Below are 26,243 nucleotides of genomic sequence, written 5' to 3' on the forward strand. Positions count from 1 at the left end.
GCTCGATCAGGGAGTTTGTTGGGCGGTCTGGTTACCGCGAATGACCTCAATGCCGCGTCGTGGCGTCGGCGCTGGTTGGGCGCTGAATGCAGTTGGATTTTTTCCAGGGTTGCTGAAGGCCAGTTGATTGAACTGCAGCAACTGGTTGCTGACTGCATCCAGCCGGGCAGGGGACTGGCTTTCGCCGGCCCAGTACTTGGCCAGGCGCTGTTCGTCGCTGCTGCGCACGGCCAGGCGCAAGGTCCCGGCTTGAGCGGCCAACATCAAGCGACTCAGCAGTTGTTCCGGGACTGCCAGCACGACCGTGCGAGCGGCAACGCGGCGTTGCTCCTGCTTGAGTTTTTCTTCGGGGCTCACGGCCGGGTTGGCCGGTCTGCCGTCATTGGTCAGGCCGAGTTGCTCGCCCACGCCCAGCACGCGCATTGCCGGTATGACGATCTGTGCCGACTGCTGCGGGTTGCTGCTGTCCTGGCGCAGAAAGAGCAGGATGTCGACGTAATCGCCAGGCATCAGTTGTCCACCGGCACTGACGACTTCGTCCACGGCTACCGCCAGTGCTCGTTCATCGCTGCGGATCATGCGGGCCAGCGGGCCGCCAGCATTGAAGCTCTCATCGCTCAGCCAGGTGCCCGCGCTCAGGGGGCGCCAAGGCGTGCGGCCAATGGCCTGGTCCAAGTTGTTGAGGCTACCGGCAGGTGCGTTGCGCAGTTTTTCCAGCGTCACGTCAGCAGCGGTCAGGGGGGTATAGGGCGGGACGTCATGGACCAGCACCACCACGGCTTGACGGGTTTGGTCCTCGGCGCGGGTTACGGTTTTTTCCACCGACGCCATGACCGGTGTCGCCACCGGCGCAACGACCGGTTCCGCCAAGGGTTGGGGTTGGCGACTTAGCACCAGGCCCCAATACCCGAACAGCAAGGCTGCCACTAACATCAGCCCAGCCAGGCCCATAGTGATACGACTGTTCATGACGGCTCTCCCTTTCCTGCTGCATTACTGGCTCATAAATACTAATGAGCACATTTCGCAATCAGGCAGCTATGAACATGCAACTCTTTCGCTATTTGCAAGGTAGCGCAGCTAAGCCAAAACGCCATTACTGCGCAGAGAAATAACTCGGGAAATTCAGGTAAGCACTTATTTTTATCCGCTTTTTGCTCATCCGGTGGGGGCTTAATACTTTCTGATTAACTCGTTCTTACAGTTGTTGGAGTGGGGTTTGTTGACAATGCTCCGATGGCACAGAGCAATCATGTTGTCGCCCCGCTACAACTGCGTCCCTGACGCAAAGGAGAAGTCGTATGTTCCTTAACTTCGTGCGCTACCTATACGTTCGTTACCAACTGTTCATGACAAGGACCGAGGGCGCTTCAGCCATTGAATACGCGTTGATCATTGCAATGGTGGCATTGGTAGTCATTACGTTTGTCGGCCCCCTGGGCAACTCGGTCAAGGGCACTTTCAATAAAGTCATCACGGCACTGGGCGGGACCGTTGTGACGTAAGAAAAGGGAATGAGAACCCTTGGATCAGTCAGTGACGGGAGTTGTCCATGAAGCCTTCTTCAGCCCAGCGCCAACCACTGCTTCTGGTGGACGATGAAGAGGATGCCTTGCTGGAACTTGCCGAGTTGCTGGAGGGCGAAGGTTTTACCTGCTTTACGGCAACCTCGGTCAAGCTCGCCCTGCAGCACCTGACCCGTCACCCCGACATTGCGCTGGTCATCACCGACCTGCGCATGCCGGAAGAAAGTGGTTTGTCGTTGATTCGGCGCTTGCGCGAACACACTTCCCGCCAGCACTTGCCGGTGATCGTGATCTCCGGTCACGCGGACATGAACGACGTCAGCGACCTGCTGCGCATGCAGGTCCTGGACCTGTTTCGCAAACCTATCTATCACGTGCGCCTGCTGGAAACCCTGAACAACCTGTTCCCTCAACCGAAGATATCTGAAGTCGCCCCCTAGAGCTTTTTTTGCAGGCTCTGCACTTGGCAGGAGAAGTCGTATGTTGGTTCATTTTGCGCGCTACCTATCCATCCGTATCCGGCTGTTCATGCAGCGAAGCGAAGGTGCATCGGCTATTGAATATGCCCTGATCATTGCCATGGTCGGCCTGGTCGTCATTGCCTTCGTCACCCCGTTGGGCGGCTCGGTCAAAGACACCTTCAACAAGGTGGTCGGCGCACTGGGGGGAACCCAAGTGTGATGACCCACCGCTGACGTGACGTGGAGCGAGTGCGCTCGCTCCTGTCTAAGATGGGGCGTGCAGCCACATCCCAGATGCTATCAATCCCTTCAATACAAGGCCTCTCCAGTTCGAGACTTAAGTTTGGGGCGCTATACTGCGCACCTATTCGAGTCCTTGGAGATCTACATGCCGGCCCCCGTCTGGTGGTTACTTTGTCTGCCGTTAGTGGCAGGCGCCTTCCTGCCGCTGCAAGCCGGGATCAACGGCCAGTTGGCCAAGCAGGTTTCCAGTGTGCTGTCTGCCGCGTTGATTTCGTTTTTTGTCGGCACCATGGCGCTGTTGATGCTGGTGCTGATCCAGCGTGAAACCCCGACCCTGGCAGCGCTCAAGAGCCTGACCTGGTGGCATTGGAGCGGTGGTTTGCTGGGTGCGTTCTTCATTACTACTGCCGCGTTTGCCGGGCCGCGCATCGGCGCGATGCTGTTCATGGCGCTGGTCCTGGCCGGGCAACTGGGCATGGCGCTGGCGCTGGATCATTTTGGTTGGGCAGGATTTCGCGAAGCCCCCATCAGCGCCGGCAAGATTGCCGGGCTGGTGTTGATTTTGGCGGGGGTGTTCCTGATTCGGCGCGGTTGAGCGCTCAGGCCAGCGGCTGCCAATGGCCGTGCATATGCTGCAGCGCGCCATGGCCGTTCAGTTGCAAGGCGCCACTTGAGCCCGCCGCGCTGGCCAGCAGGATCACCTCGCTGGGCAGGCGCACTGGTTTGTTGAACTGCACCGCGATCTCCAGGTTCGAGCTGGGCAGATGCCCACTGAGTGCCGCCAAGGTACGAGCCTTGATCCACAGCCCGTGGGCGATCGCCTGGGGGAAGCCGAAGAGCCGGGCACTCAGTGCGCTCAGGTGAATCGGGTTGTAGTCACCCGAGACCTTGGCGTACTGCCGGCCAATTTCGGCCGGCGCCCACCAGCGGCTGACCTCGTCGATATCCTGGGTGTCCTGCGCGATGGGTTCCGGCAACTCGCCCGCAAGCTTCACGCCTTTGCACAGCATCCGGCTTTCGGCTTCCCACAGCGGCCCCAGGGCATCGTCCAGGCGGGTGATCAGGTCGAACGTCGCGCCCTTGGCGTGGGGTTGCAGGTTCTGCACGTGGACGCTGGCCCGGACTCGACTGAGCCCGCCCAGGGGTCGCAGCAGGCGAATGCGGTTGGCCAGGTGGACCAGTCCCAATAGCGGGAAGGGGAAGGCCTGGGCGGTGAGCAACTGCAATTGCAGACCGAACGCCAGCACATGGGGATAGGTCGGCGGCAGCAAGCCGTTCTCGGTAAATCCACAGACCTTGCGGTAGGCCGCCACTGCCTGGGGGTCGACGTTGAGCCAGGCGCGCAGACCGTCATCGGGCAGGACGCTGCCGGTGATCTTGCGTCGCGTCGCGGCCCGCCAATACAGCTCGGGCAACTTCGGTGCGCCCGCTACAACCCGCCAGTTCGTCGTCATGCTCAGGCTCCCAGGACACTTTGGCCACAAACCCGCAGCGCTTGCCCGCTGACCGCGCCACTGCCGGGCTGGGCCAGCCAGGCCACGGCTTCAGCGACGTCCTGGGGCAGGCCACCCTGGCCCAGGGAACTCATGCGCCGCCCGGCTTCGCGCAGGGCGAAGGGGATGTGTGCGGTCATCTGGGTTTCGATGAACCCCGGCGCTACGGCGTTGATGCTGATCCCGCGCTCGCCGAGCAGCGGCGCCCAGGCCTGCGCCAGGCCGATCAGCCCGGCTTTGCTGGCGGCGTAGTTGGTTTGGCCACGGTTACCGGCGATGCCACTGATCGAGGCCAGCAGGATCACCCGGCCGTGGTCCTGCAGGGTGCCGCTGTCGAGCAGGGCCTGGGTCAGCACTTGCGGGGCATTGAGGTTGACAGCCAGCACCGCATCCCAGAATTCCGGGGTCATGTTGGCCAGGGTCTTGTCACGGGTGATGCCTGCGTTGTGCACCACGATGTCGATGCCCTGGGGCAACTGTTCGATCAGGCGTGCGGCGGCATCTTCGGCACAGATGTCCAGGGTGATGCTGTTGCCTCCCAGGCGGGCGGCGAGGGCTTCGAGATCGCTCTTGGCTGGGGGCACGTCGAGCAGCACGACTTCGGCGCCATCGCGGGCCAGGGTTTCGGCAATCGCCGCGCCGATGCCGCGCGCGGCACCGGTGACCAGGGCCTGGCGTCCCGCCAGTGGCCGGGTCCAGTCCTGGACTTGGCTGGCGCAGGCGTTGAGCCGCACTACCTGGCCGCTGACGTAGGCACTTTTCGGCGAGAGGAAAAACCGCAGCGCGCCTTCGAGTTGTTCTTCGGCACCGCTGTCGACATAGAGCAATTGCAAGGTGCCGCCGCTGCGCAACTCCTTGGCCAGTGAGCGGCTGAAACCTTCCAGGGCCCGTTGCGCACTGGCGGCGAAGGGGTCGCTGAGGCTTTCCGGCGCACGCCCGAGGATCACCAGGTGGGCGCTGTGGTCGAGGTTTTTCAGCAGTGGCTGGAAGAACTCGCGCAACTGCTTGAGCTGGCCGGTTTGCAGCAGGTCGCTGGCATCGAACAGCACGGCCTTGAGCTTGGGCCCATGCCCGGGAATCCATGCCTGGGCCACCAGCGGTTCGGCGCCGTAGCTGTAGATCTGCTCGGTCAGTTTGTTGGCGAAGGCCTGGACCTTACTGGCCAGCGGGCCGCCGCCGATCAGCAGTGCGCCGTCCACCGGCCGCAGCCGACCGGCTTCCCAGCGTTCCAGGCGGACCGGCGACGGCAGGCCAAGGGCGCCGACCACGCGGTGGCCGAGGGACGAGTTGGCGAAGTCGATATAGCGGTCTGACATGGAACGCGCTCCAGCGGTTGGGGTTCAAAGTGTGGACCACGAATCGTCATCAGTCGTTCGATCCGCGAGATAAGGCCTACGCTTGTGGGTCATGGCTTTCACAGAATAGGAGCTTTTCATGACTCAGCTGCGCCGCGTCGCGATCATCGGTGGCAATCGCATCCCCTTCGCCCGCTCCAATGGCCCCTATGCCACCGCCAGCAACCAGGCGATGCTGACGGCCGCGCTCGAGGGTCTGATCGAGCGCTACAACCTGCACGGCCTGCGCCTGGGCGAAGTGGCGGCGGGGGCGGTGCTCAAGCATTCCCGGGACTTCAACCTGACCCGCGAGTGCGTACTCGGCTCACGGCTGTCGCCGACCACCCCGGCCTACGACATTCAGCAGGCCTGCGGCACGGGGCTGGAAGCGGCGTTGCTGGTGGCGAACAAGATCGCCCTGGGGCAGATCGACTGCGGTATTGCCGGCGGCGTCGACACTACGTCGGACGCGCCGATCGGGGTCAACGAAGGCCTGCGCAAGATTCTGCTGCAAGCCAATCGCGCCAAGACCACTGCCGATAAACTCAAGACCTTCCTGCAGTTGCGTCCCCGGCACTTGCTGCCTGAGCTGCCGCGCAACGGTGAACCGCGCACCGGCTTGTCCATGGGCCAGCACTGCGAGTTGATGGCGCAGACCTGGAATATTCCCCGGGCCGAACAGGATCAACTGGCGCTGGAAAGTCATCAGAAAATGGCCGCCGCCTATGCCGAAGGTTGGCACAACGACCTGATGACACCTTTCCTCGGCCTGACCCGTGACAACAACCTGCGTGGGGACCTGACCCTGGAAAAACTGGCGGCGCTCAAACCGGCTTTCGACAAGACTGGCAAGGGCACACTCACGGCGGGTAACTCGACGCCACTGACCGATGGCGCCTCCCTGGTGCTGCTGGGCAGTGAAGCCTGGGCGCAAGAGCGTGGCCTGCCAGTCCTGGCGTATCTGCGCGATGGCGAAGCGGCGGCGGTGGACTTCGTCAACGGCGCGGAGGGGTTGTTGATGGCCCCTGTGTATGCCGTACCGCGTCTGCTGGCACGCAACGGCCTGACTCTGCAGGACTTCGACTACTACGAAATCCACGAAGCCTTCGCCGCGCAAGTGCTGTGCACCTTGAAGGCCTGGGAAGACGAGGACTACTGCAAGAGCCGCCTGGGAATTGACGGGGCATTGGGCTCGATCGACCGCAGCCGCCTCAACGTCAAAGGCAGCTCCCTGGCCGCCGGCCATCCGTTTGCGGCGACGGGTGGGCGCATCGTCGCCAGCCTGGCCAAGCTGCTGCAAGTGGCGGGGCAGGGCCGCGGACTGATCTCGATCTGCGCCGCCGGGGGGCAGGGAGTGACGGCAATTATCGAGCGTTAGGCACCCCCAGCCCTTTGATCAGGTGCGGAACCTTCGCACCAAGCCATCCAGCTCATTGGACAACCCGGCCAGGCTCTGGGAGTCCAGGCGTGCCGAGTTCGCCAGTTCCGCCACCAGTTGCGCATCGCCATGGATCTGGCTGATGTGCCGGTTGATGTCTTCGGCGACCTGGTGTTGTTCCTCGGCGGCGGTGGCGATCTGGGTGTTCATGTCGCGGATCACGTCCACCGATTCGCGGATCTGCCCGAAGCTGTTGCGTGCCTCACCAATGCGGCTTACCGACTGTTGCGAGACTTGCAGGCTGGCGTGCATTTGCTGGGTCACCTGGCTGGTGCGTTTGGCCAGGTTGCCCAGCAGGCCGTCGATTTCCGCCGTGGAGTCGGCGGTGCGTTTGGCCAGGGCGCGGACTTCGTCGGCCACCACGGCAAAGCCGCGACCCTGTTCACCGGCGCGTGCCGCTTCGATGGCCGCGTTCAGGGCCAGCAGGTTGGTCTGCTCGGCGATGGAGCGAATGGTGCCGAGAATCGACTGGATGTCATTGCTGTCGCGTTCCAGCTGTTGCATCGATAACGCCGACTGCTCGATTTCCTGGCTCAAACGGTCGACGCTGCTCACGGCGGCGTCGATCTGTTGCTGGCCTTCGTGGGCCTGGCGTTGACCGTTGTCCGCCGAATCGGCGGCCTGGCTGCACGAGCGGGCGACTTCGTTGGCGGTGGCGACCATTTCATGGAACGCCGTGGACACCATGTCCACCGCTTCGCGCTGGCGCCCAGCGGCTTCGGCCATCTCGCCGGACACTTGGGTGGCGTTGTGGGAGTTGGCGAGGATCTTGGTCGCGGCGCCGCCGATGTGCTGGATCAGGCTGCGAATCGCTGCCAGGAACTGGTTGAACCAACTGGCCAGTTGCGCGGTTTCGTCGCTGCCACGGACCTGCAGGTTCTGGGTCAGGTCGCCTTCGCCTTGCGCGATGCCTTCCAGGCCACTGGCGACACTGCGGATCGGCCGTACGATCAGGCTGGCGAAACTGGCCCCGACCACGGCGAAGATCGCCGCCAGGACTGCGGCGATGATCGCGATCAGCCAGGTCAACTGGGTGGCCTCGCTCATGACGTCGGCTTGCTTGATCAGGCCGATGAACGTCCAGCCCAGTTGCTCCGACGGCCAGACGTTGGCCATGTAGCGCTCGCCGTTCAGTTCGACTTCCACCAGGCCCTTGCCGGCCTTGGCCAGCTGCGCGTAACCCTCGCCCAGGGAGTTCAACGGCTTGAAGTTGTGTTCGGGCCGTTGCGGGTCGACCAGCACGGTGCCGTTGTTTTCCATCAGCATCAGGTAGCCGGTTTCGCCGAGCTTGATCTGTTTGACCAGTTCGGTGAGCTGGGTCAGCGTCACGTCGATACTGACCACGCCACCGTTAGGCCCCAACTGGTTATCGAGGGTGCGCACGGTGCTGACGTAGGTGGTGTTGTTATCGGTCCAGTAATAGGCCGCGGTGCGCAGCGGTTTGCCCGGGTTGGCCTGGGCGGCCTTGTACCAGGGACGCTGGCGCGGGTCGTAGTTGGTCAGTTGGGCGTCATCGGGCCAGGACACGTAGCCGCCGGCGCTGGTACCGACGATGGCATAGGCGTAGGCCGGGTGACTGTTGCCCAGGTTCTGCAGGAGGGCGAACACTTGCTTGTCCATCTCGCCCTGCGGGATGTCCGCCGCGTTGGCAGCCATGTAGGTCTTGAGGCTGGCGTCGGTGTTCTTGATCAGCGGCAGCGAGGCCAGGTAGTCGACGTTCTGGCTGATGCCGTCGAAGAACATTTGCATGGCGTTGCTGACCTGGCGGATCTCGCGACCGCTGCTGTCGACAAAGCTGTCCTTGGCATCACTGCGCAGGTTCATCACCACCAGTGTGGCAACCAGGACCACGGGCAAGCAGGCAATGATTGCAAATGCCCAGGTCAGTTTTTGTTTGATGTTCATCCGCGCTCCAGAATTGTTCTTATTGGCCGATTGTCAGACAAATCCTTTTGTCATGGATGACTTCGGCCGCTGGAGGGGGAAATTGAGGTTTTATTGGAAAAAAACCTACATGGTGCTGGCTTTTGGATTGCGCACTCTGTCGCAAATGCCTGCTAATCCGGCTGCTAACCTGAGTCAGAGTCTGGGCTATGATCTGCCCCGGTCCTCAGGATTGAGTGGATAAATCTGGCACATTGAGTGCATCCACAGGGTTCATAGGTCGGCAACCCCTCCCCGCCGTGAGTGGATTGCCGTATAACGAATGACTTTCGCGTGTTTGGTAATAAAGGACCCACAATAAAAGCTGATGAAGACTCCAAAACGCATTGAACCCCTGATCGAGGACGGTCTGGTCGACGAGGTGCTGCGCCCACTCATGAGTGGTAAAGAAGCAGCTGTTTATGTGGTGCGCTGCGGCAACGAATTACGTTGCGCCAAGGTTTACAAGGAGGCGAATAAACGCAGTTTCCGCCAGGCCGCCGAATACCAGGAAGGCCGCAAGGTGCGCAACAGCCGACAGGCCCGGGCCATGGCCAAGGGCTCCAAGTTCGGTAAAAAAGAAACCGAGGATGCCTGGCAGAACGCCGAAGTGGCGGCGTTGTTCCGCCTGGCCGGTGCCGGGGTACGGGTGCCCAAGCCGTTCGACTTCCTGGAAGGCGTGCTGCTGATGGAGCTGGTGGCCGACGAGTTCGGCGATGCCGCTCCGCGCCTGAACGACGTGGTACTGGATGCCGATCAGGCGCGTGAATATCACGCCTTCCTGATTTCCCAGATCGTACTGATGTTGTGTACCGGTCTGGTGCACGGTGACCTGTCGGAGTTCAACGTGCTGCTGACGCCGGACGGTCCGGTGATCATCGACCTGCCGCAAGCGGTGGATGCGGCGGGCAACAACCACGCCTTCAGCATGCTCGAGCGGGATGTGGGCAACATGGCCTCGTACTTCGGGCGCTTTGCCCCGGAGCTCAAGCGCACCCGCTACGCCAAGGAGATGTGGGCCCTGTACGAAGCCGGGACCTTGCACCCGGCCAGTATCCTGACCGGCGAGTTCGACGAGCCGGAAGAACTGGCGGACGTCGGCGGCATCATGCGTGAGATCGAAGCCGCGCGCCTGGACGAGGAGCGCCGCCAGGCGATCCGCGCCGCAGACGACGCGCCACCGAGCAAAGCCGAAGAGCCGCCTCCGCCCTGGATGCAGTAATCGCGAGCAGGAAAAACCCGGCCTCGGCCGGGTTTTTTGTGGGTGCCTACAGGGTCAGCTATGAGCGGGTTTGGCGCAGCAGCCCGACGCCAGTTCCTTGAGGATCGGGCAGTCCGGGCGGTGATCGCCCTGGCAGTGCTCCACCAGGTCCTGCAGGGTGTCGCGCAACTGGCCCAGCTCAAGGATTTTCTGGTTCAGTTCGTCGATGTGCTGGCGGGCCAGGGCCTTGACGTCGGCGCTGGCCCGTTGGCGATCCTGCCACAAGGCCAACAGCTTGCCGACTTCCTCCAGCGAGAAGCCCAGGTCACGGGAGCGCTTGATGAAGGCCAGGCTGTGCAGGTCCTGCTCGCCATACAGACGGTAGCCACTGTCGGTGCGGTGCGCCGGCTTGAGCAGGCCGATCGACTCGTAGTAACGAATCATCTTGGCGCTCAGGCCACTTTGCCGGGCGGCTTGGCCAATGTTCATTCCAGATCCTCCAGTTTTTTCGGCTTCCAGGTCTTGAGCAGCAGGGCGTTGCTGACCACGCTGACGCTGGACAGGGCCATCGCCGCACCGGCCATGACCGGGTTGAGCAAGCCGAATGCGGCCAGCGGGATCCCGATCAGGTTATAGACGAAGGCCCAGAACAGGTTCTGGCGGATCTTCGCATAGGTCTTGCGGCTGATCTCCAGCGCTGCCGGCACCAGCCGAGGGTCGCCGCGCATCAGGGTGATGCCGGCCGCGTGCATGGCCACGTCGGTGCCGCCGCCCATGGCTATGCCGATGTCTGCCGCCGCCAGTGCCGGAGCGTCGTTGATGCCGTCGCCGACCATCGCCACCACCCCGGTTTTCTTCAGTTCGGTGACGGTCGAGGCTTTTTCCGCGGGGAGCACTTCGGCGTGCACGTTGCTGATGCCCAGGGCTTGGGCGACCACCTTGGCGCTACCCCGGTTGTCGCCCGTCAGCAGGTGGCTGCCGATGTGCTGGCTGTTCAGTTCCTCAATGGCTTGCAGGGCGCCGGGCTTGAGGGTGTCGCCAAAGGCGAACAGGCCCAGTACCCGCAACTCGGGGCTTTGTTCGATCAGCCAGGACAGGGTCCGGCCTTCTGCTTCCCAGGCCGTGGCCGAGTCTGCCAGGGCCCCGGCGTTCAAGCCGCTTTCCTCGAGCATGCGGCGATTACCCAGGGCCAATTGCCGGCCGTCCAGGATGCCGGCAATGCCGCGACCGGTCAGAGACTGGCTGGCAGTGACGTCGGCCACGGCCAGCTCACGTTCGGCGCAGGCGTCCAGCACGGCCTTGGCCAGCGGGTGTTCACTGCCGCGCTGCAGGGCGCCGGCTTGTTGCAACAGCGTCGCTTCGTTGCCGTCGACGGCGCTGAAGTGGGCGATGCGCGGGGTGCCGGAGGTCAGTGTGCCGGTCTTGTCGAATACCACCACACTGACTTCGTGGGCGCGCTCCAGGGCTTCGGCGTCCTTGATCAGAATGCCGTGGCGGGCAGCGACGCCGGTACCGGCCATGATCGCGGTAGGTGTGGCCAGGCCCAGTGCACAAGGACAGGCGATCACCAGCACGGCCACTGCGTTGATGACTGCGGTTTCCAGAGGTGCACCGTACAACCACCAACCGATCAGGGTGGCCAGGGCCAGCAGCAGCACCACCGGCACGAACACCTGGCTGACCTTGTCCACCAGCTTTTGAATGGGCGCCTTGCCAGCCTGGGCGTCTTCGACCAGGCGGATGATCCGCGCCAGCACGGTTTCCGCCCCGAGGGCCAGGGTCCGTACCAGCAGGCGGCCTTCGCCGTTGATGGCGCCGCCGGTGACGCTGTCGCCGGGCTGCTTGGGCACCGGCAGGCTTTCACCGCTGATCAGGGCTTCGTCGGCGTGGCTCTGGCCTTCGACCACCTCACCGTCCACCGGGAACCGTTCGCCGGGCTTGACCAGCACCAGGTCACCGAGGCGCAAGGCACTGATGGCAACGTCCTGTTCGCGGCCGTCGATCACCTGGATCGCCCGCTCCGGACGCAAGGCTTCAAGGGCCCGAATGGCGCTGGCGGTCTGGCGTTTGGCGCGGCTTTCCAGGTACTTGCCGAGCAGGACCAGGGCGATCACTACGGCCGAGGCCTCGAAGTACAGGTGCGGTTCGGTGCCCGCGCTGGCGGTCGCCCACAGGTAGATGCTCAAACCATACCCGGCGCTGGTGCCCAGGGCGACCAGCAAGTCCATGTTGCCGGCACCGGCGCGCACGGCTTTCCAGGCGGCGACATAAAAACGCGCACCGAAGATGAACTGCACCGGAGTGGCCAGGATGAACTGCACCCAGGCCGGGAGCATCCAGTGCAGGCCGAAGGGTTGCACCAGCATCGGCAGCACCAGTGGCAACGCCAGGAGCACGGCCAGCAGGACGCTCCAGCGCTCACGTTGCAGGCGCTGTTGCTGGTCGTCATTGGAGCGTTGCTCGGCTTGCCAGACGCTGGCGCTGTAACCGGCCTTGGTCACCGCATTGATCAGCACCTGCGGGTCGATCTGGCCGAGCAACTCCAGGTGTGCCCGCTCGCTGGCCAGGTTGACGCTGACGCTCTTGACCCCGGCCACCTTGTTCAACGCGCGCTCGACGCGACCGGCGCAAGAGGCGCACGTCATGCCGCCGATGCTCAGTTCCAGGCTCTGGGCGGGAACGCTATAGCCGGCTTGCTGCACGGCCTGCATCAAGGCCGGCAAGCTGTCGCGCGGGGCCTGGACACGCGCCTGTTCGGTCGCCAGGTTGACGCTGACAGAGGTGGCGCCCACGACTTTACTGAGCGCCCGCTCGACACGCCCGGCGCAACTGGCGCAGGTCATGCCGGCAATCGGCAGATCGAAGGTGGTGGAATCGGACATCGGTCTTACTCCCTGTAGAAATGACCTACAGGTTCAACCTTGCCATGCTGGCAAGGTCAAGCGCCATGTGCAAAACGCCACACCCCACAGGTCGGCGGGTAGCGGGAGTCAATAACCCAATGTCGCCGGCTTCAGGTACATGCCCTGGGCGTTCATGGCGACGCGGTACTTGTGGATATCTCCGGCGCGCAGGGTGATGTTCTGCGAACCGGGCGCGAGCATCCCGGGGTTGCAGCCGGGCACTTGGCCAGGCAGCAGTTTCAGGCGCAGGGAGAAGGTCCCGGGCGGCAGGTTGAACGACGTGCTTTGCTCCTGGAACAGCCGCGCGGACAGCTGGTCCTGGATGTACACACCGATTTCGCACGAGGTCGCGACTTCCAGGCGCTCGCGCGAAATGATCAGTACCCCGTAGTCTTGCGCACTGGCCGGCGAGGCGGTGGCGCAAAGACTGAGCATGCCCAGTAGGCTGAAAGCGTGCCAGCGCATGGCTGAGTCTCCTGCTTGTATGTCATGGATGGCCAAGCTTGACCGAGCATGCGGTGCAATGCCAGCCCGGCCGTTCATCGCGGAACTTGACCTTGCCACGGTGGCAAGCTCAAGACTGCTGCCAACCCCATCAAAGGAGATGCCCCATGCAAGTATTCAACGTTCAAGGTATGTCGTGCGGTCACTGTGTCCGCACGATTACCCAGGCCCTGCAGGCCAAGGATCCGGCGGCCAGTGTGCGGGTCGACCTGGCGGCGAAGGAAGTGGGTGTGGAAAGCGGCTTGTCGGCCGAGCAGGTGATCAGTGCGATCAGCGAGGAAGGGTACGCGGTCAAACTGGCAGGATGAAAAATATTAGTTAGCGACCTATCGGAATGTTCAAGGCGTCCAAGCGCGGCTAGACTGTCGGGCTGCCGACTGATGTGAGCTGGACGCCTGATGAATTTCCGTACCATTCTGATTCTTGGCGCCTTGAGCGCTTTTGGGCCGCTGGCCATCGATTTCTACCTGCCCGCCTTTCCGGCCATGGCCGCCGCGTTCGGCACCGACGAAAAACACGTGCAGATGACTCTGGCCGCGTACTTCCTCGGCTTGTCGCTGGGACAGTTGGCCTATGGGCCGGTGGCCGATCGTTTCGGTCGACGTATTCCGCTGCTGGTGGGCGTGACCCTGTTCACCCTGGCTTCGCTGGCGTGTGCCTTCGCGCCGAGCCTGGATTGGTTGATCGCCGCACGTTTCGTGCAGGCCCTCGGCGGTTGCGCCGGGATGGTGATTTCCCGTGCGGTGGTCAGTGACAAGTGTGATGCGGTGGGCTCGGCGAAAGTCTTTTCGCAATTGATGCTGGTGATGGGCCTGGCCCCGATCCTCGCGCCGATGCTCGGGGGGCTGCTGGTCAACCTGCATGGCTGGCAGTCGATCTTCATCGCCTTGACCGCGTTCAGTGCCCTGTCAGCCCTGGCGGTGGCAATGGGCCTGCCGGAAAGTCTGCCGGCCAACCAGCCACGCCAGCCATTGTCCGGCGCGCTGCGCCAGTACGGTCTGTTGCTCGCGGACAAGGTCTTCCTTGGGCACGCCCTGACCGGGGGCGTTGCGATCGCCGGGATGTTTGCCTACATCGCCGGCTCACCCTTCGTGTTCATCAAGCTGTACGGCGTACCGCCGGAGCATTTCGGCTGGCTGTTCGGCCTCAACGCGGCGGGTTTCATCCTGGTGGCGCAACTCAATGCACGCTTGCTGTCCAAGCGTGGGCCGGCGTTCCTGCTGGCGCGCGCGGTGTGGGTCTATCTGGCGGCGGGCCTGACCCTGCTGGCGGTCAGCACGCTGCACACCGAGCAGCTCTGGCCCTTGCTGATTCCGCTGTTCATTTGTATTGCCAGCCTTGGCTGCATCATTCCCAACGCCGCGGCCTGCGCCATGAACGGGCAGGGTGCGCGCGCCGGCAGTGCCTCGGCCATGCTCGGCTGCCTGCAGTTCAGTGTCGCCGCCGGGGCAGCGGCGTTGGTGGGGGTGTTGCACGACGGCACGGCCATGCCGATGGCGATGGTCATCAGCCTGTGCGGGATACTGGTGGTGAGCGTCGCGATGCTCACCCGTCGCCTGCAAGTCGTCCGGGCGGCGCAGGCCCAGGCTTGAGTCAGCCGGCCGCTCGTTGCTGGGGTTCAGGGAGGTAATGGGGGGCGTGCAAGCGGGCCTCGAGGGTCGAGGTAAAAGCCCGGGCTTCGGCTTCGGAGCGGAAGTTCACGGTCTGATTGTCCAGGCGTACTTGCCAGCGGGATTTTGCCAGTTCTTTTATCAGGATCTTCATTGCTGACCTCCGTGCGTAAAAGAGAGCATTGCGTGAGCTGTCGATTGTAGTCTCGAACTCACGCAAAATTGTGACACGGATCAACTCTCTGACTGACGGCGCCCCGCGCGCAAATTCTCGCGCGCGCGGGGCCCAGTCCTTCACATTCAGAAACCTTCGAGGACAATCTTGCCCTTGGCCGTGCCGCTCTCCAGCAACTCATGGGCCCGGCGCAGGTTGGTCGCATTGATGGTGCCGAAGTGCTCGCCGACGGTGGTTTGCAAGGTGCCGTCGTCGATCAACGCGGCGACCCGGTTGAGCAGCTTATGCTGCTCCAGCATGTCGGCGGTCTCGAACAGCGACCGGGTGTACATGAACTCCCAATGCAGCGACAGGCTCTTGCGCTTGAGCTGGGTGATGTCCAGCGCCTTGGGATCGTCGATCAGCGCGAGCTTGCCTTGGGGCGCCAGGGCCTCCACCAGTTGGGCGAAGTGCTGGTCGGTCTGGGTCAGGCTGGCCACATGCGTGACCTGGGGCTGGCCGACGCGCTTGAGTTCCTCGCTCAGCGGCAGGCGGTGATCGATGACCAGGTCAGCGCCCAGGCTTTCTACCCAGGCGTGGGTTTGTGGGCGTGAGGCGGTGCCAATCACCTTCAGGGCCGTGAGTCGGCTGGCGAGTTGGGTAAGGATCGAACCCACGCCACCGGCAGCCCCGACGATCAGCAGGCTTTGCCCTTCAGCCGTGTTGCCCTCGCGCACCTGCAGGCGTTCGAACAGCAGTTCCCAGGCGGTAATCGCAGTCAGCGGCAGCGCCGCAGCTTGGGCAAAACCCAGGGACTTGGGCATGTGCCCGACAATCCGTTCGTCGACCACGTGCAACTCGCTGTTGCCCCCGGCGCGGGCAATGGAGCCGGCGTAGTAGACCTTGTCACCGGGCTTGAACAGGCTCACGTCAGTGCCGACTGCCTTGACCACGCCGGCCACATCCCAGCCCAGGACTTTGGCGGCGCCACCTTCAGGTGCGACGTTCTGGCGGACCTTGGTGTCCACTGGGTTGACGGAAATGGCTTTGACTTCCACCAGCAAGTCACGGGGACCGGCGACGGGTGCCGGCAGCTCGATGTCCTGCAGGGCGTTCGGGTCGCTGATGGGCAGGCTGTGGTAGTAGGCAATGGCTTTCATGGGCGGTTGGGCTCGGTGGTCTTGGGATGCAGCAGATGATTGGCTATTTATCTGCAAGATAAAACCCGCTAAAAGCACAGTCTCTTTCAATAGTTTTTTGATAATGCGAGGGCGCCGATGCTGCGTTTCGATGACTTGCTGCTGTTTGTACGGGCGGCTGACCTGGGCAGCCTGTCGGCGGCGGCGCGGGGTATGGACATGTCGCCGGCGGTGGCCAGCGCGGCGTTGAAGCGGATCGAGCAGCAACTGGGTGCGCGGCTGTTGGCGCGCTCCACCCGCAGCCTGCGCCTGACGGCAGAGGGCGAGGGGTTCCTGGTGTATGCCCGTGCGGCGTTGGGCCAGTTGGATGAAGGGCGGCGTTTGCTGGCGCGCGGCCAGGACCAGGTCAGCGGGGTCCTGCAACTGTCGGCCCCCTCGGACTTTGGACGCAATCTGTTGTTGCCGTGGCTGGACGAGTTCCAGCGTGAGCATCCCCTGCTCACGGTGCGCCTGCTGCTGGGCGACCGGATCGCCGACCTGTTCCGCCAGCCAGTGGACATCGCCCTGCGTTATGGCGAGCCGGAAGACTCCAGCCTGGTGGCGCTGCCCATTGCCCCGGACAATCGCCGGGTGTTGTGTGCCGCCCCGCAATACCTGGCGAGGTGCGGCGTACCGCGCCAGTTGGAGCAACTGGCCCAGCATAATTGCCTGCTGTACATGCTGGGCAGCCGGGTACACGACCACTGGAGCTTTCACGATGGCAAACGGGACGTGAGCCTGACGGTCAGCGGCGATCGTTTCAGTGATGACGCCGATGTGGTGCGCCTGTGGGCGGTGGCGGGGGCCGGGATTGCCTACAAGTCCTGGCTGGACGTGGCCGCCGATGTGCTGGCCGGACGCTTGACGGTGTTGCTGCCGGAGCTGCAGGGAGAACGTGCACCGCTGAATTTGTTGTGCGCTCATCGCGCCCAATTGAGTAAGCCGGTGAACCTGCTAAAAGAAATGCTCAAGCGTCGGTGTGAGCATTTGAGTGGTCAATTTTCGACAAGATTTGTCGTGAGCCATTAATCGCACTCACATAGCGAAATTTCACTCAGCAGCTATCAGCTTTGGCGGTTTCCCCGGGGCAGGAACCGTCGTTCATCACGCTTATACTAGCGCCCGCCTGGGGTCGCGAACCCAGGCAGCCTTGCTCGATCCCCCGGTTTGCGCAGCAGAAAATCACTGGGATGGCTTGAGGATTTCGAAGAAGTTTGTCGCGTTAACTGATTTTTTAGCCCGGTTTTTGGCGGTTATCACGCCTTGGCCGGCATTCTATTACTGATCAAGATGTCCCCCGAGCAGTAGACAAATGATTCAACAGGGAGTGAATACATGGAACATGCACCTTGCATCAGTCAGATCGCCACACTACTGGCTGACCCGAAGCGTAGCGCGATGATGTGGGCCTTGATGGATGGGATTGCCCGGCAATCGGAGGAACTGGCATTGCTGGCCGGTTTGTCGCCGTCCTCGGCCAACGCCCATCTCGGGCGTTTGTTCAGCGGTGGACTGTTGAAGATCGAGGAGCGTGGACGCAAGCGGTTCTACCGACTGGCCGCGCCCGAAGTCGGGGCGGCGGTCGAGGCATTGGCCAGTGCCACCCTCGCCAGTTCGCCGGGCAACATTGCCCAGGTATTCAAGCGTACCAGCGCGCTGGCCAAGATCCAGGCAGCCCCGTCGTCGCTGCTGCGGGCCCGCCTCTGCGAGGAGCACTTGGGCGGTACCCTGGCGGCTGATCTGTTTCAGCGCCTGCTGGATGCGGGATGGATCGAGCAATTGGACAAACGCATCATGGTGACCCACAAGGGCGCCATTCAACTGGCCAGCCATGGGGTCTTCGTCCAGGCATTGGCCCATAGCAACTCGCAAGTGGCCTGTGCCTGCCCCGACTGGAGCGAGCGTCGACCGCACCTGGGGGGCACATTGGGGGCCGCGTTGTTGCAGTTGTTCATCCAGTCTGGCTGGCTGAGTGTGTCCGGCGATTCACGGGCCTTGCAGGTGTCCCCGACCGGTGTCCGGGAACTGGAACTGTTCGGCAAAGTGCCTGAGCTGGAAATGGCCCTTTAATCGCCGTTGCGATCGACGTCTGCAGCCGCCGGTTCAGACGTCGCTCAGGGCTGTTGCCAGGTCGTATCCAGCAATCTTCCACCCCGGCGTTCGCGCACACTCGATCCGCGGATTATCGGATCGGGGGACGTGGCATGGATACACAAGGCTACAGTGCGGCAGAACGTCTGGAACGGTTACCCATCAGTGGGTATCACCGAGTCATTTTCATCATCATTGCCCTGGCGTTTTTCTTCGACTCCATGGACCTGGCCATGATGACTTTCCTCCTGGGCTCGATCAAAGCCGAGTTCGGCCTGAGCACGGCGCAAGCCGGGTTGCTGGCCAGTTCGAGCTTCTTCGGCATGGTCCTGGGGGCATCGTTGTCCGGCATGCTGGCGGACCGTTTCGGGCGCAAGCCGGTGTTCCAGTGGAGCATCGTGCTATGGGGGATCGCCAGCTACCTGTGTTCCACGGCGCAAACCGTCGAGACCCTGACCTTGTTCCGTATCCTGCTGGGGATTGGCATGGGCATGGAGTTTCCGATTGCCCAGTCGATGTTGTCCGAGCTGATTCCGGCCCAGCGGCGTGGGCGTTACATCGCCTTGATGGATGGCTTCTGGCCGCTGGGGTTTGTCGCGGCGGGGGTGTTGTCGTATTTCCTGTTGCCCGTGATCGGCTGGCGCGACATCTTCCTGGTGCTGGCGGTACCGGCGGTGTTCGTGCTGGCGATCCGTTTCTTCATTCCCGAATCACCGCGCTGGCTGGAGCAGGCTGGGCACCATGCTGCCGCCGACAAGGTCCTGCTGCGAATCGAGGACAAGGTCCGGGCCTCCCTGGGACACGCCGATCTGCCGACGCCGATTCGCCTGCCCAGGGCCGAGCACCGTCCCGGCAACTTCTTTAGCGCCTTGCGGCAAATCTGGTCGCCGCTGTATCGCCAGCGCACCATGATGATCTGGAGTGTCTGGTTCTTTGCCCTGCTCGGTTTCTACGGCCTGACGTCCTGGCTCAGCGCGCTGCTGCAACAATCCGGGTTTGCCGTGACCCAGTCGGTGTATTACACGGTGCTGATTTCCCTCGGCGGGATTCCCGGGTTCCTCATGGCGGCCTGGTTGGTGGAGCGCTGGGGGCGCAAGCCGGTGTGCGTCATCACGTTGCTGGGCGGTGGGGTGATGGCGTTTTTGTATGGGCAAAGCGCGGTGTTTGGCGGCAACGTCAGCCTGCTGATCGGCTCGGGGCTGTTGATGCAGTTCTTCCTGTTCGGCATGTGGGCGGTGCTCTACACCTATACCCCGGAGCTGTACCCGACTTCAGCGCGGGCCACGGGGTCTGGATTTGCCTCGGCGATTGGCCGCGTGGGTTCGTTGCTGGGACCGCTGGTGACAGGGTTGGTGTTCCCGATCACCGGGCAGGGCGGAGTCTTTGCGTTAGGCGCGATGTGCTTCGCGATTGCTGCGGCGGTGGTCTGGTTGTTCGGGATGGAGACGCGGGGCAAGACCCTGGAGGAGTTGACCGAGGCCGTCTGAAAAGATCGCAGCCGCGCAGGCTGCGATCCTTTGTATTCAGGGTTTTACCAGGCGGGCATCCAGGCTGTTCTGCGCCAGGCGTTTAGCCTGGTCCTGGGTCATGCCCAGGTCGGTGTACAACGCGTGGAAGTTCTCGGTCACATAACCGCCAAAGTACGCCGGGTCATCGGAGTTCACCGTGACCTTCACCCCACGCTCGAGCATGTCGAGAATGTTGTGCTGGGACATGTGGTCAAACACGCACAGCTTGGTGTTGGACAGTGGGCAGACGGTCAACGGAATCTGCTCATCGATAATCCGCTGCATCAGGCGCTCGTCTTCGATAGCTCGCACGCCATGGTCGATGCGCTGGATCTTCAGCAGGTCGATGGCTTCCCAGATGTACTCCGGCGGGCCTTCTTCACCGGCGTGGGCGACGGTCAGGAAACCTTCGTGACGGGCACGGTCGAACACTCGCTGGAACTTGCTCGGCGGGTGGCCCATCTCGGAACTGTCGAGGCCGACAGCGACAAACGCGTCACGGAATGGCAGCGCCTGGGTCAGGGTTTTTTCAGCTTCTTCTTCGCTCAGGTGGCGCAGGAAGCTGAGGATCAGGCCGCTGGTGATGCCCAGTTGCTGCTCGCCGTCTTTCAGCGCGCTGGCGATCCCGTTCAGTACCACTTCGAAGGGCACGCCGCGGTCGGTGTGGGTCTGCGGGTCGAAGAAGGGTTCGGTGTGAATCACGTTCTGCGCCTTGCAGCGCAACAGGTAGGCCCAGGTCAGGTCGTAGAAGTCCTGCGAGGTGCGCAGCACATCGGCGCCCTGGTAATACAGGTCGAGGAACTCTTGCAGGTTGTTGAAGGCATAGGCCTTGCGCAGGGTCTCGACGTCGTCCCAGGGCAGGGCGATCTTGTTGCGTTCGGCCAGGGCGAACAGCAACTCGGGCTCCAGCGAGCCCTCCAGGTGCAGGTGCAGTTCAGCCTTGGGCAGGGCGTTCAGCCAATCGTACATGTGCGGTTCTCATCAGGTGCTTATGGCGCGCATTCTACAGATGCCCGTGCAAACATTGAGTAAAACCTGACCAAGCGGTTCAGCCCGCCCCCTGTGGCAGCACGCTTGCTCCCACAGGGGGCGGGGGTTACTTCGGCATCTCGGCCTGCATGCCTTCGACGTAGTAGTTCATCGACGCCAGTTCGGCATTGCTCGCGCTTGCGCCCGCCGGGATTTTTTCGCTGCCGGCCTGGTCCTTGATCGGACCGGTGAACGGATGGAACGCGCCGCTCTTGATGTCGGCGATGATCTGCTCGGCTTCGCTTTTCACTGCTGCGGGCACCAGGTCGCTGATCGGCAGTTGAACGGTGCCCTCTTTCAGTCCACCCCAGTAATCCTGGGACTTCCAGCTGTGATCGATGACGCTTTGCGTGGCCTGGATGTAGTGCGGGCCCCAGTCGTTGACGATCGAGGTGAGCACCGCTTTGGGGCCGAAGTGGGCCATGTCCGAGGCGTAGCCCACGGCATACACACCGCGCCGTTCGGCGGCCTGGATCGGCGCCGGGCTGTCGGTGTGCTGGAACACCACGTCGACGCCCTGGTCGATCAGGGCGTTGGCGGCGTCGGCTTCCTTGCCCGGATCGAACCAGGAATTGACCCACACCACTTTGATCTCGGTGCCGGGGTTGTATTTGTTCAGGGCCAGTTGGATGGCGTTGATGTCGCGGATGACCTCGGGGATCGGGAAGGAGGCGACGTAGCCGATCTTTTTGCTCTTGGTCATCTTCGCTGCGAGAAAACCGCCGACGTAGCGTCCCTCATAAGTACGGGCCAGGTAGGTGCCGAGGTTCTTGTCCTGCTTGTAGCCGGTGGCGTGTTCGAACGTCACCTGGGGAAATTGCCGGGCGACTTTCAGGGTCGGGTTCATGTAGCCGAAGGAGGTGGTGAAGATCAGGTCGTATTGTTCCTTGGCCATGTTGCGGATCACCCGCTCGGCGTCCGCACCTTCGGCGACGTTCTCCACGTAGCGGGTGCTGATCTGCTCGCCGAATTTCTCCACCAGCGCCTTGCGCCCCTGCTCATGCTGATAGGTCCAGCCGTGATCGCCGATCGGGCCGATGTAGACGAAGCCGACTTTCAGCGGATCGGCCGCACTGGCGGTCAGGCTGGCGCCCAGACCAAGGGCGGTGACGACGGCGCAAAGCAGCGTGTGCAACGGACGTTTGTGCATGGATGGAGCTCCAGGGTGTTTTGGGGTTGGCCAGGTCAATGCAAATTACTGACCAACAGGACAACTAATGCCGTCCAACCCATCGCGGGCAAGCCTTGCTCCTACGGGTTAATCATCGTGCAGGTGTCGGGAAGGCCAAAAAAGTGCGCCCCGCGCACCAACTGCCATGCAACGGTGCGCTAAGGTTCAACGGAACATGGGCGTGACGTTGCAGTCAGTCACTCATCGCCAAGGCTTTGCTGGCTTCGGTACGCGGGACCGTAATGCTCACCTTCCTCAAGCAAGAAAAGGTTCTCCTGCTGGCGCTGCTGGCAGCATTCACCGCCTTTCCCCTGGAGCACTGGTTGCTGCACAGCGGGCAGGTGATCGCGCTGGCCGGCGGCATGGCGCTGATAGCCTTTATCGTGATGGCCTCGATGCGTGTCGCCCATCACGCCGAACTGCTGGCGGAAAAAGTCGGTGATCCCTACGGCACCATGATCCTGACGCTGGCGGCGGTGCTGGTGGAGGTGGTGATCCTGGCGATCATGATGAGCAACGAGGCCTCGCCGACCCTGGTGCGCGACACCATCTACTCGGCGGTGATGCTCGACATCAATGGCATCCTCGGCCTGTCCGCATTGATGGGCGGGATCAAGCATGGCGAGCAGTCCTATAACGATGACTCGGCGCGCACCTACAGCGTGATGATTCTCACGGCGATGGGCGTGTCCATGGTGGTGCCGGAGTTCATTCCCAAAGCTGACTGGAAGATCTACTCGGCCTTCACCATCGGCGCGATGGTGGTGCTCTACACTCTGTTCCTGCGTATGCAGGTCGGTCCCCACAGTTATTTTTTCAGCTACAGCTACCCGCAAAAACGCCGCAGGAAGGAACCCGAACAGGAGGAACCGTCGATCAGTCTCGGGCTGTCCATCGGTACCCTGGTGTTTGGCGTGGTGGTGATCGGCGCCTTGGCCGAGGTGATGTCCAAGACGCTTGACCTGGGCCTGGAGGGGACGGGTGCTCCGCCGGTGTTGACGGCGATCGTGGTAGCGGCGATTTCCGCGGCACCGGAGATCCTTACGGCCTTGCGCGCGGCCTTGGCCAACCGCATGCAGTCGGTGGTCAACATTGCGTTGGGGGCGTCGTTGTCGACGGTGATTCTGACGGTGCCGGTGATGGAAGCCATGGCGCTGTACACCGGCCAGCCGTTTCAGATGGCCATGACGCCAGTGCAGACCGTGATGGTGTTCATCACCCTGATCGTCAGTGCGATCAACCTCAACGATGGCGAAACCAACGCCATCGAAGGGATGACTCACTTTGTACTGTTTGCGACCTTCATTATGTTGTCGTTGTTGGGGCTCTAGCGGCTGCGCTGGCGCGCCAGCGCAGCGCTCAGGTCAGACCCCGCTGATCAACTGCCGAGCCGCCTGGCTGTGGTCGGCAATCAAACCCTTCAGGTCCAATCCTTCAACCTGGCCGTCGATCACCCGCCACTTGCCACCGACCATTACCCGATCCGCCCGATCGGCACCGCACAGCAGCAACGCCGAGATGGGGTCATGGCTGCCGGAGAAGCGCAGCTCATCGAGTTTGAACAAGGCCAGGTCGGCCTGTTTGCCCACGGCCAGCTCGCCAATGTCGCTGCGTCCCAACAGTTTTGCCGAGCCCTGGGTGGCCCAGCCCAGTACGCCCTCTGGGGTGATTTTTTCGGCGCCGTAGCGCAGGCGTTGGATGTACAGCGCCTGGCGGGTTTCGAGGATCATGTTCGAGGCATCGTTGGACGCCGAACCGTCGACCCCAAGACCCACCGGCGCGCCGGCGGCGATCAGGTCCAGGGTCGGGCAGATGCCCGAGGCCAGGCGCATGTTCGAGCTTGGGCAATGGCAGATGCCGGTGCCGGCCGCGCCGAGGCGGGCGATTTCATCGGGGTTGAAGTGAATGCCGTGGGCCAGCCAGGTGCGCGGGCCAAGCCAGCCGACGCTGTCCAGGTAGTCCACGGTACGCAGGCCGAAGCGCTGCAGGCAGAAGTCTTCCTCGTCGAGGGTTTCGGCCAGGTGGGTGTGCAGGCGCACGTCCAGTTGGTTGGCCAGGGCAGCGCTGGCGGACATGATCTCCGGCGTCACCGAGAACGGCGAGCAGGGCGCCAGGGCGATCTGGATCTGTGCGCCGGCACCGCGCTCGTGGTATTCGGCGATCAGCCGCTGGCTATCGGCGAGGATCACTTCGCCTTCCTGCACAGTCTGCTGCGGCGGCAGGCCACCGTCTTTTTCGCCAAGGCTCATCGAACCCCGGGTGAGCATGGCGCGCATGCCTAGTTCACGGACGCTCTCGACCTGCACGTCAATGGCGTTTTCCAGGCCGTCGGGGAACAGGTAGTGGTGGTCGGCGGCCGTGGTGCAACCCGACAGCAGCAATTCAGCCAGGGCGACCTTGGTGGCCAGCGCGAGTTTTTCCGGGGTCAGGCGTGCCCAGACCGGGTACAGGGTTTTCAGCCAAGGGAACAACGGCTGGTTGACCACCGGGGCCCAGGCGCGGGTCAGGGTCTGATAGAAGTGATGGTGAGTGTTGATCAGCCCCGGCAGGATCACATGCTCGCGGGCGTCGAAGACGTGTCCACAGGGTGTCGCCGGTTGCTGCCCTTGCTTGAGCACTTCGACGATAACGCCGTCTTGCAGCACCAGGCCGCCACGGGCGTCGAGCTCGTTGGCCGTGAAGATGGCGAGAGGGTTTTTTAACCAGGTACGGGTCGCAGGCATTTGCCGGCTCCTCTGAAAGTTGGGTTCAGGTTCGCCAGCTCAGTGTTGCCCTGTCTGCTGATCCAGGTTCGTCGCGGAGACGAGGTGCCGAGTTTACTCAGGTTGTGCCGCGGTAGCAAAAGATCGCCGCCGGCGGCAGTTGCCACGCGATAGGCGGCGATCTTCATGGCCTTACCAGGGAATGGTTTCGCCCTTGTAGTTGATGAAGTGATGCCCGCCCCGGCCGGCATAGGCATTGACCTGGTCCACCAGGCCACGGGTGCTGGTCTCGACATCGAGGTCGGCGCCTTCACCGCCCATGTCGGTTTTCACCCAGCCAGGATGCAGTGACAGCACGGTGGGGCGCTGTTCGCCCAACTGGCTGACGAAGCTGTTGGTCATCGAGTTCAGCGCGGCCTTGCTGGCCTTGTACAGGGCCAGCTCCGGTGCGTCCGGCATGGTCACGCTGCCGAGCACCGAACTCATGAACGCCAGCACCCCGCTGCCTGGACGCAGTTGTTCGACAAAACGCTGGGCCAGGTTGATCGGTGCCACGGCATTGGTGAAGAACAACTGGCCGACCTCGGCCAGGGTCGCGCCGCCGGGTGTCTGCACCTCCGGGCCCTTGACCCCGGCGTTGACGAACAGCAGGTCAAATACCTGGCCCTTGAGTTGCTGGCTGAGGGCGAGCACGGCGGCCTGGTCGTCCATGTCCAGTTGTTCGATCTGCACCTTGCCCAGGGCTTGCAGCGCCTGGGCGTTCTGTGGATTACGGACGGTGGCGGTGACCTGCCAGCCGTCGGCCAACAGGGTTTTCACCAGCCCGAGGCCCAAGCCGCGGGAGGCGCCGATGATCAGCGCGGTTTTTGCCGTAGACATGAGTGGCTTCCTGGAAAAAGAGGGTCATGGGTTCAGTGGACAGTGTTGTCCAAGCCGTTGTTGCAATTCACTGCGCAATTCACCGAGTTCGGCGATGCGGGTTTCGATCAATGCCAGCTTCTCCTGGAGCAAGCGGGCGACCGCTTGTTCCGGATCCTTGGCCTGCCAGAGCGCGGCGACGCTGCTGCCGATTTCATTCAGGGTGAAACCCAGGCGTTGGGCAGTCTTGATGTAGAGCACCAGTTGCACCATGTCGGCCGGGTATTCGCGGTACCCGTTGGCGCTACGCTGGGCGGCGATCAGCCCACGCTGCTCATAGAAGCGCAGGGTATCGCGGCTGACGGCACTGGCCTGGGCTAATTCACCGATGCGCATGTTCGCGACTCCTGGGGGGCTTGACCCTTGAGCATACTCCAGGGTCTAGCCTGGGTGCTCCCTGAATAAACGGAGTATTCGCCATGTGGACCCCGAAACAGTATCGCCGACTGGTGCGCAGCAGTGCCTGGTATGACCTGATCGTGATGGCGGCGTTTGTCACGCCCTGGAGTTTTACCGCGTTGCACGGCCTGCTCTCGGGCTTGAGTCAGGCGCTTGACTTGCCCGGTGAATTACCGGCGTTTGCGCCGGCGCACATGCTGATGGCCAATCTGCTGGGGTCGATTGTCTGCGTCTGGTCGGTGTTGCGGATCCGCGATCCGCAGGCGGTGTACGGCCGCTATGACGCGGCCGGACGGTTTCTGTTTGCCACCTGGCAGGCCTATGCCTTGCTGCAGGGCGCAACCGGGTTGCTGGTGCTGTTCCTGGTGTTTGAACTGGCGTGGGGCATTGCCCAGGTCTTGCCCGTCAGGCAGGCATCGCCAGCCGGCCCGCTTACGCAGGCTCCTGTGGCCTGAGC

27 protein-coding genes and 1 pseudogene are annotated in these 26,243 nt (G+C 62.7%); 13 read left to right on the forward strand and 15 right to left on the reverse strand.

Features of this window, described 5'->3' with window-relative positions; translation table 11 throughout:
* Positions 1 to 6: 6 nt before the first annotated feature.
* On the reverse strand, positions 7 to 969 hold the full coding sequence (cpaB, locus tag PspS04_RS03105; protein WP_159993579.1) for a Flp pilus assembly protein CpaB: 963 nt from the start codon (positions 967 to 969) through the stop codon (positions 7 to 9).
* A 332-nt stretch (positions 970 to 1,301) separates the two neighbouring features.
* Here cpaB and PspS04_RS03110 point away from each other — a divergent pair, with 332 nt between their 5' ends.
* The 4 genes from PspS04_RS03110 (at position 1,302) to PspS04_RS03125 (ending at position 2,825) form a co-directional block, all read left to right on the forward strand.
* Positions 1,302 to 1,505, forward strand: coding sequence for a Flp family type IVb pilin (locus tag PspS04_RS03110; RefSeq protein WP_159993581.1), 204 nt, complete (start codon positions 1,302 to 1,304; stop codon positions 1,503 to 1,505).
* A gap of 47 nt (positions 1,506 to 1,552) precedes the next feature.
* Positions 1,553 to 1,966 (forward strand): response regulator, encoded by a 414-nt coding sequence (locus tag PspS04_RS03115; protein ID WP_159993583.1) that lies wholly within the window; start codon positions 1,553 to 1,555, stop codon positions 1,964 to 1,966.
* Between the two features lie 40 nt (positions 1,967 to 2,006).
* On the forward strand, positions 2,007 to 2,207 hold the full coding sequence (locus PspS04_RS03120; protein WP_159993585.1) for a Flp family type IVb pilin: 201 nt from the start codon (positions 2,007 to 2,009) through the stop codon (positions 2,205 to 2,207).
* 168 nt (positions 2,208 to 2,375) lie between these two features.
* Positions 2,376 to 2,825, forward strand: a complete 450-nt coding sequence (locus PspS04_RS03125) for a DMT family transporter (RefSeq protein WP_095170204.1) — start codon at positions 2,376 to 2,378, stop codon at positions 2,823 to 2,825.
* A gap of 4 nt (positions 2,826 to 2,829) precedes the next feature.
* Here the strand turns inward: PspS04_RS03125 and PspS04_RS03130 are convergent, their stop codons facing one another.
* Together PspS04_RS03130 and PspS04_RS03135 are read right to left on the reverse strand one after the other, a co-directional pair.
* Positions 2,830 to 3,684, reverse strand: coding sequence for a MaoC/PaaZ C-terminal domain-containing protein (locus PspS04_RS03130; RefSeq protein ID WP_159993587.1), 855 nt, complete (start codon positions 3,682 to 3,684; stop codon positions 2,830 to 2,832).
* Between the two features lie 2 nt (positions 3,685 to 3,686).
* Complete coding sequence (locus PspS04_RS03135; protein ID WP_159993589.1) at positions 3,687 to 5,039, reverse strand: 3-oxoacyl-ACP reductase; 1,353 nt, start codon at positions 5,037 to 5,039, stop codon at positions 3,687 to 3,689.
* A 118-nt stretch (positions 5,040 to 5,157) separates the two neighbouring features.
* On the opposite strand from PspS04_RS03135, the gene PspS04_RS03140 reads away from it, so the two are divergent.
* Positions 5,158 to 6,435, forward strand: a complete 1,278-nt coding sequence (locus tag PspS04_RS03140) for an acetyl-CoA C-acetyltransferase (RefSeq protein WP_159993591.1) — start codon at positions 5,158 to 5,160, stop codon at positions 6,433 to 6,435.
* A gap of 18 nt (positions 6,436 to 6,453) precedes the next feature.
* Here PspS04_RS03140 and PspS04_RS28025 read toward each other — a convergent pair whose 3' ends face one another.
* A complete protein-coding gene (locus PspS04_RS28025) occupies positions 6,454 to 7,221 on the reverse strand; it encodes a methyl-accepting chemotaxis protein (protein WP_371917605.1) in 768 nt (255 codons plus the stop codon).
* Between the two features lie 90 nt (positions 7,222 to 7,311).
* Positions 7,312 to 8,400: pseudogene (locus tag PspS04_RS28030) on the reverse strand (HAMP domain-containing protein); the annotation flags it as partial.
* A gap of 346 nt (positions 8,401 to 8,746) precedes the next feature.
* On the opposite strand from PspS04_RS28030, the gene PspS04_RS03150 reads away from it, so the two are divergent.
* Positions 8,747 to 9,640 (forward strand): PA4780 family RIO1-like protein kinase, encoded by an 894-nt coding sequence (locus tag PspS04_RS03150; protein WP_095170209.1) that lies wholly within the window; start codon positions 8,747 to 8,749, stop codon positions 9,638 to 9,640.
* Positions 9,641 to 9,694: 54 nt separating this feature from the next.
* Here the strand turns inward: PspS04_RS03150 and cueR are convergent, their stop codons facing one another.
* The 3 genes from cueR to PspS04_RS03165 all read right to left on the reverse strand — a co-directional run bounded on the left by cueR (position 9,695) and on the right by PspS04_RS03165 (position 12,987).
* Positions 9,695 to 10,108, reverse strand: coding sequence for a Cu(I)-responsive transcriptional regulator (gene cueR / locus PspS04_RS03155; protein ID WP_095170210.1), 414 nt, complete (start codon positions 10,106 to 10,108; stop codon positions 9,695 to 9,697).
* Positions 10,105 to 12,501, reverse strand: a complete 2,397-nt coding sequence (locus tag PspS04_RS03160) for a heavy metal translocating P-type ATPase (RefSeq protein ID WP_159993595.1) — start codon at positions 12,499 to 12,501, stop codon at positions 10,105 to 10,107. Before PspS04_RS03160 ends, cueR begins: the two co-directional genes overlap by 4 nt.
* Positions 12,502 to 12,609: 108 nt before the next feature.
* Positions 12,610 to 12,987 (reverse strand): hypothetical protein, encoded by a 378-nt coding sequence (locus PspS04_RS03165; protein ID WP_159993597.1) that lies wholly within the window; start codon positions 12,985 to 12,987, stop codon positions 12,610 to 12,612.
* 146 nt (positions 12,988 to 13,133) lie between these two features.
* On the opposite strand from PspS04_RS03165, the gene PspS04_RS03170 reads away from it, so the two are divergent.
* Both PspS04_RS03170 and PspS04_RS03175 read left to right on the forward strand, forming a co-directional pair.
* The gene (locus PspS04_RS03170) at positions 13,134 to 13,334 is read left to right on the forward strand and encodes a heavy-metal-associated domain-containing protein (RefSeq protein WP_095170213.1); all 201 of its coding nucleotides are present in this window, start codon (positions 13,134 to 13,136) and stop codon (positions 13,332 to 13,334) included.
* A gap of 90 nt (positions 13,335 to 13,424) precedes the next feature.
* On the forward strand, positions 13,425 to 14,618 hold the full coding sequence (locus PspS04_RS03175) for a multidrug effflux MFS transporter (protein WP_159993599.1): 1,194 nt from the start codon (positions 13,425 to 13,427) through the stop codon (positions 14,616 to 14,618).
* Position 14,619: 1 nt separating this feature from the next.
* On the opposite strand, the gene PspS04_RS27485 is transcribed toward PspS04_RS03175, so the two are convergent.
* Positions 14,620 to 14,790 (reverse strand): hypothetical protein, encoded by a 171-nt coding sequence (locus PspS04_RS27485; RefSeq protein ID WP_174244562.1) that lies wholly within the window; start codon positions 14,788 to 14,790, stop codon positions 14,620 to 14,622.
* A gap of 146 nt (positions 14,791 to 14,936) precedes the next feature.
* Positions 14,937 to 15,950, reverse strand: coding sequence for a zinc-binding alcohol dehydrogenase family protein (locus tag PspS04_RS03180; RefSeq protein WP_159993601.1), 1,014 nt, complete (start codon positions 15,948 to 15,950; stop codon positions 14,937 to 14,939).
* A 117-nt stretch (positions 15,951 to 16,067) separates the two neighbouring features.
* On the opposite strand from PspS04_RS03180, the gene PspS04_RS03185 reads away from it, so the two are divergent.
* From PspS04_RS03185 to PspS04_RS03195, 3 genes are all read left to right on the forward strand, one after another.
* Positions 16,068 to 16,997: a LysR family transcriptional regulator gene (locus PspS04_RS03185; protein ID WP_159993603.1), complete on the forward strand. Its 930-nt coding sequence runs from the start codon at positions 16,068 to 16,070 to the stop codon at positions 16,995 to 16,997.
* Positions 16,998 to 17,303: 306 nt separating this feature from the next.
* Positions 17,304 to 18,038, forward strand: coding sequence for an ArsR/SmtB family transcription factor (locus PspS04_RS03190; RefSeq protein ID WP_095170217.1), 735 nt, complete (start codon positions 17,304 to 17,306; stop codon positions 18,036 to 18,038).
* A 134-nt stretch (positions 18,039 to 18,172) separates the two neighbouring features.
* Positions 18,173 to 19,546: an MFS transporter gene (locus PspS04_RS03195; RefSeq protein ID WP_159993605.1), complete on the forward strand. Its 1,374-nt coding sequence runs from the start codon at positions 18,173 to 18,175 to the stop codon at positions 19,544 to 19,546.
* Between the two features lie 36 nt (positions 19,547 to 19,582).
* On the opposite strand, the gene PspS04_RS03200 is transcribed toward PspS04_RS03195, so the two are convergent.
* A complete protein-coding gene (locus tag PspS04_RS03200) occupies positions 19,583 to 20,536 on the reverse strand; it encodes an adenosine deaminase (protein ID WP_159993607.1) in 954 nt (317 codons plus the stop codon).
* A 127-nt stretch (positions 20,537 to 20,663) separates the two neighbouring features.
* Positions 20,664 to 21,746 (reverse strand): BMP family ABC transporter substrate-binding protein, encoded by a 1,083-nt coding sequence (locus tag PspS04_RS03205; RefSeq protein WP_095170220.1) that lies wholly within the window; start codon positions 21,744 to 21,746, stop codon positions 20,664 to 20,666.
* 263 nt (positions 21,747 to 22,009) lie between these two features.
* Between PspS04_RS03205 and PspS04_RS03210 the strand changes: the two genes are divergently transcribed.
* Positions 22,010 to 23,098, forward strand: a complete 1,089-nt coding sequence (locus PspS04_RS03210; protein WP_159993609.1) for a calcium:proton antiporter — start codon at positions 22,010 to 22,012, stop codon at positions 23,096 to 23,098.
* A 33-nt stretch (positions 23,099 to 23,131) separates the two neighbouring features.
* On the opposite strand, the gene PspS04_RS03215 is transcribed toward PspS04_RS03210, so the two are convergent.
* From PspS04_RS03215 to PspS04_RS03225, 3 genes are all read right to left on the reverse strand, one after another.
* On the reverse strand, positions 23,132 to 24,490 hold the full coding sequence (locus PspS04_RS03215; RefSeq protein WP_159993611.1) for an 8-oxoguanine deaminase: 1,359 nt from the start codon (positions 24,488 to 24,490) through the stop codon (positions 23,132 to 23,134).
* A 171-nt stretch (positions 24,491 to 24,661) separates the two neighbouring features.
* Complete coding sequence (locus PspS04_RS03220; RefSeq protein ID WP_095170222.1) at positions 24,662 to 25,348, reverse strand: SDR family oxidoreductase; 687 nt, start codon at positions 25,346 to 25,348, stop codon at positions 24,662 to 24,664.
* Between the two features lie 24 nt (positions 25,349 to 25,372).
* Positions 25,373 to 25,723: a MerR family transcriptional regulator gene (locus tag PspS04_RS03225; protein WP_095170223.1), complete on the reverse strand. Its 351-nt coding sequence runs from the start codon at positions 25,721 to 25,723 to the stop codon at positions 25,373 to 25,375.
* Between the two features lie 83 nt (positions 25,724 to 25,806).
* Between PspS04_RS03225 and PspS04_RS03230 the strand changes: the two genes are divergently transcribed.
* On the forward strand, positions 25,807 to 26,241 hold the full coding sequence (locus PspS04_RS03230) for a hypothetical protein (protein ID WP_159993613.1): 435 nt from the start codon (positions 25,807 to 25,809) through the stop codon (positions 26,239 to 26,241).
* The last annotated feature ends 2 nt before the right edge of the window (positions 26,242 to 26,243 follow it).

The sequence above is a fragment of the Pseudomonas sp. S04 genome, assembly GCF_009834545.1.
Lineage (GTDB): Bacteria > Pseudomonadota > Gammaproteobacteria > Pseudomonadales > Pseudomonadaceae > Aquipseudomonas.

Coding starts and splice junctions, on each gene's coding strand:
- cpaB (WP_159993579.1), bottom strand. CDS start 969: ATGAACAGTCGTATCACTATGGGCCTGGCTGGGCTGATGTTAGTGGCA.
- PspS04_RS03110 (WP_159993581.1), top strand. CDS start 1,302: ATGTTCCTTAACTTCGTGCGCTACCTATACGTTCGTTACCAACTGTTC.
- PspS04_RS03115 (WP_159993583.1), top strand. CDS start 1,553: ATGAAGCCTTCTTCAGCCCAGCGCCAACCACTGCTTCTGGTGGACGAT.
- PspS04_RS03120 (WP_159993585.1), top strand. CDS start 2,007: ATGTTGGTTCATTTTGCGCGCTACCTATCCATCCGTATCCGGCTGTTC.
- PspS04_RS03125 (WP_095170204.1), top strand. CDS start 2,376: ATGCCGGCCCCCGTCTGGTGGTTACTTTGTCTGCCGTTAGTGGCAGGC.
- PspS04_RS03130 (WP_159993587.1), bottom strand. CDS start 3,684: ATGACGACGAACTGGCGGGTTGTAGCGGGCGCACCGAAGTTGCCCGAG.
- PspS04_RS03135 (WP_159993589.1), bottom strand. CDS start 5,039: ATGTCAGACCGCTATATCGACTTCGCCAACTCGTCCCTCGGCCACCGC.
- PspS04_RS03140 (WP_159993591.1), top strand. CDS start 5,158: ATGACTCAGCTGCGCCGCGTCGCGATCATCGGTGGCAATCGCATCCCC.
- PspS04_RS28025 (WP_371917605.1), bottom strand. CDS start 7,221: ATGGCCGAAGCCGCTGGGCGCCAGCGCGAAGCGGTGGACATGGTGTCC.
- PspS04_RS03150 (WP_095170209.1), top strand. CDS start 8,747: ATGAAGACTCCAAAACGCATTGAACCCCTGATCGAGGACGGTCTGGTC.
- cueR (WP_095170210.1), bottom strand. CDS start 10,108: ATGAACATTGGCCAAGCCGCCCGGCAAAGTGGCCTGAGCGCCAAGATG.
- PspS04_RS03160 (WP_159993595.1), bottom strand. CDS start 12,501: ATGTCCGATTCCACCACCTTCGATCTGCCGATTGCCGGCATGACCTGC.
- PspS04_RS03165 (WP_159993597.1), bottom strand. CDS start 12,987: ATGCGCTGGCACGCTTTCAGCCTACTGGGCATGCTCAGTCTTTGCGCC.
- PspS04_RS03170 (WP_095170213.1), top strand. CDS start 13,134: ATGCAAGTATTCAACGTTCAAGGTATGTCGTGCGGTCACTGTGTCCGC.
- PspS04_RS03175 (WP_159993599.1), top strand. CDS start 13,425: ATGAATTTCCGTACCATTCTGATTCTTGGCGCCTTGAGCGCTTTTGGG.
- PspS04_RS27485 (WP_174244562.1), bottom strand. CDS start 14,790: ATGAAGATCCTGATAAAAGAACTGGCAAAATCCCGCTGGCAAGTACGC.
- PspS04_RS03180 (WP_159993601.1), bottom strand. CDS start 15,950: ATGAAAGCCATTGCCTACTACCACAGCCTGCCCATCAGCGACCCGAAC.
- PspS04_RS03185 (WP_159993603.1), top strand. CDS start 16,068: ATGCTGCGTTTCGATGACTTGCTGCTGTTTGTACGGGCGGCTGACCTG.
- PspS04_RS03190 (WP_095170217.1), top strand. CDS start 17,304: ATGGAACATGCACCTTGCATCAGTCAGATCGCCACACTACTGGCTGAC.
- PspS04_RS03195 (WP_159993605.1), top strand. CDS start 18,173: ATGGATACACAAGGCTACAGTGCGGCAGAACGTCTGGAACGGTTACCC.
- PspS04_RS03200 (WP_159993607.1), bottom strand. CDS start 20,536: ATGTACGATTGGCTGAACGCCCTGCCCAAGGCTGAACTGCACCTGCAC.
- PspS04_RS03205 (WP_095170220.1), bottom strand. CDS start 21,746: ATGCACAAACGTCCGTTGCACACGCTGCTTTGCGCCGTCGTCACCGCC.
- PspS04_RS03210 (WP_159993609.1), top strand. CDS start 22,010: ATGCTCACCTTCCTCAAGCAAGAAAAGGTTCTCCTGCTGGCGCTGCTG.
- PspS04_RS03215 (WP_159993611.1), bottom strand. CDS start 24,490: ATGCCTGCGACCCGTACCTGGTTAAAAAACCCTCTCGCCATCTTCACG.
- PspS04_RS03220 (WP_095170222.1), bottom strand. CDS start 25,348: ATGTCTACGGCAAAAACCGCGCTGATCATCGGCGCCTCCCGCGGCTTG.
- PspS04_RS03225 (WP_095170223.1), bottom strand. CDS start 25,723: ATGCGCATCGGTGAATTAGCCCAGGCCAGTGCCGTCAGCCGCGATACC.
- PspS04_RS03230 (WP_159993613.1), top strand. CDS start 25,807: ATGTGGACCCCGAAACAGTATCGCCGACTGGTGCGCAGCAGTGCCTGG.